We start from the raw sequence: 7208 nt of genomic DNA on the forward strand, positions 1-7208 counted from the left end.
TATCTACACTGCAAAAATGCAGCGCTTCTTTCTGTAGCGACCAATATGAAATTCTTCGCTACCCAAGCTATCTATATAGTCCACTTAGTGTAGTACCTACAGGTGAATATGTAGCATGAGTTCAAATACACTGTACAAAATGCATACATATATAGACTAATTGTTTCTCACACTGCTGTATTAGAGGCGTTTGATTAGCTAATTGGAGGTGGGTCGAAGCAAAAACCAGTGGTTTGCCACTGAATGGCGGGCCTGCGTAAAACCGCAGACTATTGTGCATAAAGACCGCTACATACGAAATTAAAGCAAAATATCTAATACATAATTAGACGTTTTAGCAAGCACAACCCTTGCTACGAGAAGAGAGTACACGATGTACTATTTAATCGTCAGACAAGAACTTTTATACAGATGTATTTGCACCTAAATTTTGGATGTGAGATAGAATAGATACAGGTAGTTATATGGTTGCTATATCTCTAGCGCTGTCTACCTACTGTTGACTACTCAATTTTCAAAACGGGATGCTGCTTTTTTGGAGCATTCTACGGAGCGATTCCTGATATGGATAAACCTGAGCGAACACGCGCACACAAACGGACCTCTTATAGGGGAGAGGTTTGGTTAGTAGCGCTGCTGATGCTGCTATTACTAACTATTCCATCGTTAGCGAACGCCTATGGCATCTATGAGAATAAGCAGCGTGCTGCAGTTTTAGAGGCGCGATCGCATCAGCTCAATGAACAAACGACGGTATGGAATCGACTAGATAGAGCGCAAAGCCTTTTTAAAGAGGGAAACTATCCAGAATGCGCTCATATGCTCTCTAATATGTCGGCTGATTCTGCGCTTGTTGAACAGCGGATACAGCAACTGTTTGAACAGTGCTATGGGCCGTGGGCGAGTGGCATTCTAGATCAGGCGAAGGCGAAGGCGATCGCGGGTGAATTTGGAAACGCGATCGCACTAGCAGCGGAAATAGAAAAAGGTGTATGGCAGCAAGAAGCTGACCGTTGGATCAATAAGTGGTCGAAGCGGATCTTGGAGCTAGCTATCAAGGAATACCGCACTTTAGAAGAAGGAGCTTTGGATAAAGCGACAGATATGCTGGCAGCTATTCCTAGCAGAAGTCGATTGAGTAATACTGCCCAGAGCAAAGCAGAGGATTGGAACCAAGAGTGGATCAGCAACATCAGCAGTCAGCGCACAGCTCTCTCTGCACTAACTTATAACGATACACGCAGAGCGAAAATTGCGGCTTTAGACATTACTGAACACGTATTCTGGGTTCCTCGAAAAGAGCATCTGTTGACCGAGATCAAACAGCGTGAGCAAGCGCTGATCCAAAGAGTAGAGAACGCTAAGCGAATGCTAGCTTCAGGTAGTCTGCAGTCTGCCTATCAAGAGGCCAAAGCACTACCAGATACAGAGCCCTGGCGACAGAGCAAGCTAGAGATCTTAGAGCGCATCAGTATTAGCGACAGTCAGCCAGCACAAAGAGACTGGAACACAAACATTGTTTTCTTAGGGAGTGCTGCCTTTCTACTGGTCTGCTGTTCAATTCGGCTACTAGGAGGGTAGTGAAAGAAGCAGAGCTTTTTTTCCAATGTGTGCATCCAAGAGTCATATCTCCGAACAAGAAAACACTTTGCCAATCGCCAATCCAAAGGCAAGGACTACAGATATATAGAAGAGATATATAGAGACTCAGCAATTACAAAAATCATCCCAAACCAATCGTTCAAAACATCTACCGACAGTTGTCGGAAAATAAGTCATGTCAGATTCTGAACCGTTCCATTCTGATCCAGATACGCCTGAATCGAAGCCGCCTATATATATAGAAGAAGATTCTAGCTCGCTACCGAATGATGAGTCCTTGAATCATCAAATACCTTCTCATCTGACTATCAACGGCGAAGCAGTACGCTTAAAAGTAGCTATAGCGACGACTGCTCGGAGCTATCAACAACAGATGGTAGAGCAGAACTGTCGTCACCAAAAACAGGTTGAAGTATACAATCGTCAGATTGAAGATCTCAAAATTCAACTAGCTACCTTGAAGATAAGCAACTGCGTTTTAGAAAGGTCCAATCATACAAGAACGCAGTCCCACTCATCTAAGAATCTAAGCCAGGAGCAATCACACACAGGCAGCATAGCGGTCTCTCTATCACACATCTCGCCGACTTACATACCGCTCAAATCACGTCCAAAACCATCCAATCAGCCTAAGAACGCACTTCAGGGTTCCTTGTTGTATGTGACTGGTTCGATGATTTTTGTTCTAAGCACCTCTATTGTCTTTGATCTCACAGTAAGTGTAGTGGCTGCTAGGATTATTTTCCTGGTGGCTCGAATTATCTTCGAGGCAATTATCGTTAGTATAGTCGTCGTCTCGATTGAAAAATCTATCCGGCCATAGCCTGTACTACTGCACGCCTGCCTACTCGCCGCCTAAAATCTTTGGCACTTTGAAGAAATCCTCTTCTCGATCCGGTGCGCTTTCTAAAATAGATTCACGCTCGGCGAATACTTCCAGTTGATCGGGGCGAGTGATGTTGCTAACCTCAATCGCTCGTGTTGTTGGTGGTACGTCCTTTGTGTCTAGCTCGTCTAGCTGCTGCACGTATTCTAGAATGCCGTTTAGCTGATCGGTAAACTGCGCTTCTTCTGACTCGCTTAGCTCTAAGCGAGCTAGGTTGGCAACCTTGCGTACCTGATCCACGTCGATCACAGCTTAACTTCTCCTAATTAAAAAAATCTCTAGCCAAGAATCTTCAAGACGACAGGCTAGATCATGTCTAGCTTCATGCGCCCAGTCACCTTCAGCCAGTTTTGGGCCTCGATGTAGTTATTCGGCGCAATTCGGATCGCTTCCATCCAGTAGCGAGCGGCTTCATCATACAGCGCATTTGCCTCACTCTTGTCGCCTGAGGCTTCAGCCTGTTCGCCTTGATAGTGATAGATTACGGCAGTGTTGTTCAGCGCCTGAATCAAGCGAGGATTGAGCTCGATGGCTTCTTCGTATAGGTTCAAAGCCTCTCGATGCTTACCGTTGCTAGCCTCAATTAGGCCCATATTATAGAGAATGTAGCTCTTGTCGTAGGGGTCTTCTTCTAGGGTGAGCGCTTCCTTGTAGTTATCTAGCGCTTCGGCATACTCTCCATCGGCTTGAGCAGACATGCCGTCACGATAGTAGGCAAAGGCTTCTTTGGCCTGCTGCTTGGCTGGGAGCATTTTTAAGATCATGTCAGCCATGACCGTAAATGACTTATCGATGAAATTGTCGTTTCTTTGAGTTCTTGGCATCGAGATCCCTAGTCACAGTCTTGTTTTGCTCTGTCAAGACTATCAAAATGTTGCCTAGGCGATCGCACTAATGTAAGAGATTCTTAAGCAATGTAGCTGTCTGTAAAGGACTGGCTGTAAAGGACTGGCTGTAAAGAGCAGATCGTAGAGGGCTAGCCGCCAAAGACTAGTCAGCCGCCGCGATCGCCCCAGATGAGCTTCTGCACTGGCCGTTCACCTGATCGATTAAGAACATCACCAGCTCTCCGATTGTATTAAACTCATCTTCGTCAAAGCGATCGCTCAAATCTAAGTCGAACTGCTCAAAGAACTCTTCACAAAAGGTGATTGTCCAATCGAACCAGCACACCAGAGCAAAGTGCAGGTCATGATCAAGCCGATCCTCGGGGCGCACACGGCTAAAGTCGAGCCCTGAATATTGGCTAAAGCGCTGATAGACAAAGCACAGCACGCGGCGCGTATCGGATGTACCCGAAGCAGAACAGCGGAAAGCAGACGTCTGGCGGGCAGCATTTGGGGCTAAAAAAAGTTGACACCAGTCAGAAATACCTAGCGCCGGGCGAGAATTTGCTTTCATCCGTAAATTTATCTGAGCGCGGATTGCAAGATCAGGGCTCATATCAGCATAAGTGCTGACGCTGCTAAGCCAATTATTCAGGGGCTCAATCATATAAAGTACGGTCCGGCAAAAACCGTTAGGGCAATCTGTGTTCAATATGCCCAGTCATCCTAGAGAAATTACGGTAACCACTCAAAGAATTTTGAAAGCTATTTGAAGTGGCTGCGTCTATACCGCAAACGTAGCTGAGCGAGACGCTTGCTGAAGTAGTCTGACCATCAGTGCCTGCTCTAGGTTGGCGGCGGGCATCGGTGGGCCTACCCAATAGCCCTGTAAATAGTCACACTGATATTGGCTCAGCAGTCTTTGCTCAGCAGCCTCTTCAACCCCTTCAGCCACTACCTTTAGATCCAGACGATGGGCAAGTTCGATAGTGGATTGCAAGATGGCTTGATTTTTGACATCGTGGGGAGCGCCTCGAACAAAGCAATTATCGACTTTCAGTGTGTCAACGGGTAGCTGCTTTAAATAGCTCAGTGAAGAATAGCCAGTCCCAAAGTCATCGATGGCAATACGAACCCCTAAAGCTTTGAGTGCCGTTAGCGTTGTGATCGCGCTCTTAGCATCTTGCATCAGCGCCGTTTCAGTCACCTCTAGCTCTAGCTGGCTAGGGTCTAATCCCACTTTAGTCAAAGTTAGCTCGATCAATTCAATCAAATTAGGTTGGTTGAACTGAACGCTCGATAGATTGACCGACACATACTTTATGCCGATATTCTGCCTTAGCCATAGCTTCGCCTGTGAACAGGCAGTTTCTAATACCCACTGACCAATCGGCACGATTAATCCCATCTCTTCGGCCAAGGGGACAAATTTGGCGGGTGAGATGTAGCCATGCTCAGGATGCTCCCAACGAATCAGTGCTTCGGTACCTTCGATTTTACTGTTTGCTAAGTTGAGCTGCGGCTGATAATACACCTCAAATTCGTCTCGATCTAAGGCATAGCGTAGCCAAGTCTCCATTGCAATCTGGTTGCTAAAGGGCAGAGGCATATCAGATCGGTAGAACTGGTAATGGCTACTTTTTTGACTTTTGGCGGATTCTAAAGCAGCATTGGCCTGTCGCAATAGCGTAGAAAAATCTTTGCTCTGATGTAGAAGAAAGGCGATGCCAATACTAGCGGTGACAAAGACATCCTGACCAGATATGTCATGCCCTGAAAGTGAGAAAGGGCGTTTGAGGGCATCGATAATGTCTTCTGCAGTTTCCTTAGCTTGCTCGGAGCGCTCTAGTTCAGGCAGTAAAATAGCGAACTGATTGGCTGTGAGCCGAGCCAGCGTCGCCCCTGTAGGCAAACAGGACTGCATGCGCCAGGTAGCAGCTTTAAGGAGTTCATCACCTGCTGGATAGCCTAGTACAGTGTTGACCAACTGCAGCCTGTCGATACTAACAGACATGAAGGCCAAGGTTTGTTGGCTTTCGCGAGCCGCCGTGATCGCCCGGTTCAAGCAATGTTTTAGCAGTTCATAGTTGGGCAGCTCGGTCAGGCTATCGTAGTAGTTCAGCCGATTTATGCGCTCGGCAGTATTGCGTAGCGGGCCAACGTACAGTTCACTAATAGCGACTTGACGGTTAATGCGAGCCGTTATTGTGTTGAGAATTTCGATATGAGTAACTGGGCGAATCAGGCAATCATCGGCCCCTTTTTCCATCGCTTGACGAACGTGCGATCTTGCTACCAGTGTGCCTTCTGGTTCTTCTGTAATCAATATAAAAGGCGTAATTTTTAGCTCGCCATCTTGTCGCACCGCGTCTAGCACCTGATGACCATGCAGCCCTTCTAAAGCCCAGCTACATAGAATCACATCGGGCCGATGAGTCCGCCCCGATTGAACGCCTGAAGGGCCATCGTCTGCTGTTTTTATCAAAAACCCCTCAGACTTTAGGTACTCGACTAAATCAGCCCGATCTTGGCTAGGGGTCTCTATGACTAAAATTTTGTGCATGGGACAACTTGCAGTCGAGCCCAGAGCATGGGCTAGATAGCGTGAGCTAGCGTTAGCATGCCCGAGCTTGAGAGAGAGTTATTCATCAGAGGCTACTGCGGTCTCTAGTGTGGAGACAAAGGTGGGATAGGAAACAGCGGCAGCGTCGGCGCGTTGGATAGCTGTTTGGCCATGGGCGCGGGTAGCTGCGATGGTTAGGGCCATGGCAATACGATGGTCGGTATAGCTATCAAGGGTAGCGGCTGTGAGCTGCGTGTCCGCACCCGTGCCTTTTATTTCCATCCCTTCAGGCTGTTCGGTGATGCTACCAGGAGCCATTTGATTGAGGGCATTAGCCATGACTGCGAGGCGATCGCTTTCTTTGACCCGCAGTTCGGCAGCATCGGTAATGGTGGTGATGCCTGTTGCAAAGAGCGCCGCCACAGCCAGAGCTGGGACTTCGTCAATCAGTCTAGGAATCAGATCGCCGCCAATGCGACAGCCGATTAGCTGACTGTGCTTCACTCGCAGATCGGCAACCGGCTCGCCGGTCACGTCTCTTTCGTTTTCTAGGGTAATATCGGCATTCATGGCCGCTAGTGCGTCTAAAACACCTGTGCGAGTTGGGTTGATACCGACGTTTTCGATCAATAAGTTTGAGCCTGGCGTAATCGCAGCGGCTACTAGCCAGAAAGCAGCGGAGCTAATGTCGCCTGGTACGATCACGGTTTGACCGGTGAGCTTGGCCGGGCCGTGAAGGGTGACGCTGTGGGTGGCTGGATCGATTGAAAGATTAGCGCCGAAAGCTTTTAGCATACGTTCGCTGTGGTCGCGCGATAGGCTCGGTTCGGTAACGGTGGTATCGCCGTTAGTCGTCAGTCCTGCAAGGAGTAGACACGATTTCACCTGGGCTGAGGCAATCGGGGAGCGATAGTGAAAAGGCCGTAGCGACTGCCCGGTGACGCCTAGCGGAGCAAGCGTGTGGTTGGCTTTGCCAGCGATGGTAGCTCCCATACTGGTCAGGGGTGCAATCACTCGCTTCATTGGGCGCGATCGCAGTGAATCATCCCCTGTCACCGCGAAGAATTTCCCTGGCTGAGATGCTAGCAGTCCTAACATTAGCCTGAGCGTCGTTCCCGAATTGCCAGCATTGAGCACGTCGTCCGGTTCTTGCAGCTCACCGCCTGTGCCTTCTACCGTTACCCACTCGGCTTCAAGATCTGAAATCTTTGCCCCCATGGCCCTAAAGCAAGCAGCAGTACGACGGGGATCTTCGCCGAGCAGAAGCCCTTTGATCTGAGTAGTGCCCTGGGCGATCGCGCCGAGCATCAGCGAACGATGAGAGATGGAT

At 48.5% G+C, this 7208-nt stretch carries 7 protein-coding genes; 2 read left to right on the top strand and 5 right to left on the bottom strand.

Annotation, left to right across the window (positions count from 1 at the left end; translation table 11 throughout):
• Positions 1-564: 564 nt before the first annotated feature.
• Both IQ256_RS17895 and IQ256_RS17900 read left to right on the top strand, forming a co-directional pair.
• Positions 565-1581, top strand: a complete 1017-nt coding sequence (locus tag IQ256_RS17895) for a hypothetical protein (protein WP_193856916.1) — start codon at positions 565-567, stop codon at positions 1579-1581.
• A gap of 196 nt (positions 1582-1777) precedes the next feature.
• On the top strand, positions 1778-2425 hold the full coding sequence (locus IQ256_RS17900; RefSeq protein WP_193856917.1) for a hypothetical protein: 648 nt from the start codon (positions 1778-1780) through the stop codon (positions 2423-2425).
• 21 nt (positions 2426-2446) lie between these two features.
• Here the strand turns inward: IQ256_RS17900 and gatC are convergent, their stop codons facing one another.
• The 5 genes from gatC to aroA form a co-directional block, all read right to left on the bottom strand.
• Positions 2447-2737 (bottom strand): Asp-tRNA(Asn)/Glu-tRNA(Gln) amidotransferase subunit GatC, encoded by a 291-nt coding sequence (gatC, locus tag IQ256_RS17905; protein ID WP_193856918.1) that lies wholly within the window; start codon positions 2735-2737, stop codon positions 2447-2449.
• Between the two features lie 56 nt (positions 2738-2793).
• Positions 2794-3312 carry a photosystem I assembly protein Ycf3 gene (locus tag IQ256_RS17910; protein ID WP_193856919.1) on the bottom strand — a complete coding sequence of 173 codons (519 nt, stop codon included), beginning with the start codon at positions 3310-3312 and terminating at the stop codon, positions 2794-2796.
• A gap of 166 nt (positions 3313-3478) precedes the next feature.
• Positions 3479-3931: a hypothetical protein gene (locus IQ256_RS17915; protein WP_193856920.1), complete on the bottom strand. Its 453-nt coding sequence runs from the start codon at positions 3929-3931 to the stop codon at positions 3479-3481.
• 168 nt (positions 3932-4099) lie between these two features.
• The gene (locus IQ256_RS17920) at positions 4100-5878 is read right to left on the bottom strand and encodes an EAL domain-containing response regulator (RefSeq protein ID WP_193856921.1); all 1779 of its coding nucleotides are present in this window, start codon (positions 5876-5878) and stop codon (positions 4100-4102) included.
• 78 nt (positions 5879-5956) lie between these two features.
• A partial coding sequence (gene aroA / locus IQ256_RS17925) for a 3-phosphoshikimate 1-carboxyvinyltransferase (protein ID WP_228025025.1) occupies positions 5957-7208 on the bottom strand: 1252 nt, incomplete at its 5' end.

The sequence above is a fragment of the cf. Phormidesmis sp. LEGE 11477 genome, assembly GCF_015207105.1.
Classification (GTDB): Bacteria; Cyanobacteriota; Cyanobacteriia; order Phormidesmidales; family Phormidesmidaceae; genus Phormidesmis.

Bases quoted from the DNA above. Each gene is read 5' to 3' on its own strand.
- IQ256_RS17895 (WP_193856916.1), top strand. From the start codon at position 565: ATGGATAAACCTGAGCGAACACGCGCACACAAACGGACCTCTTATAGG.
- IQ256_RS17900 (WP_193856917.1), top strand. From the start codon at position 1,778: ATGTCAGATTCTGAACCGTTCCATTCTGATCCAGATACGCCTGAATCG.
- IQ256_RS17910 (WP_193856919.1), bottom strand. From the start codon at position 3,312: ATGCCAAGAACTCAAAGAAACGACAATTTCATCGATAAGTCATTTACG.
- IQ256_RS17915 (WP_193856920.1), bottom strand. From the start codon at position 3,931: ATGAGCCCTGATCTTGCAATCCGCGCTCAGATAAATTTACGGATGAAA.
- IQ256_RS17920 (WP_193856921.1), bottom strand. From the start codon at position 5,878: ATGCACAAAATTTTAGTCATAGAGACCCCTAGCCAAGATCGGGCTGAT.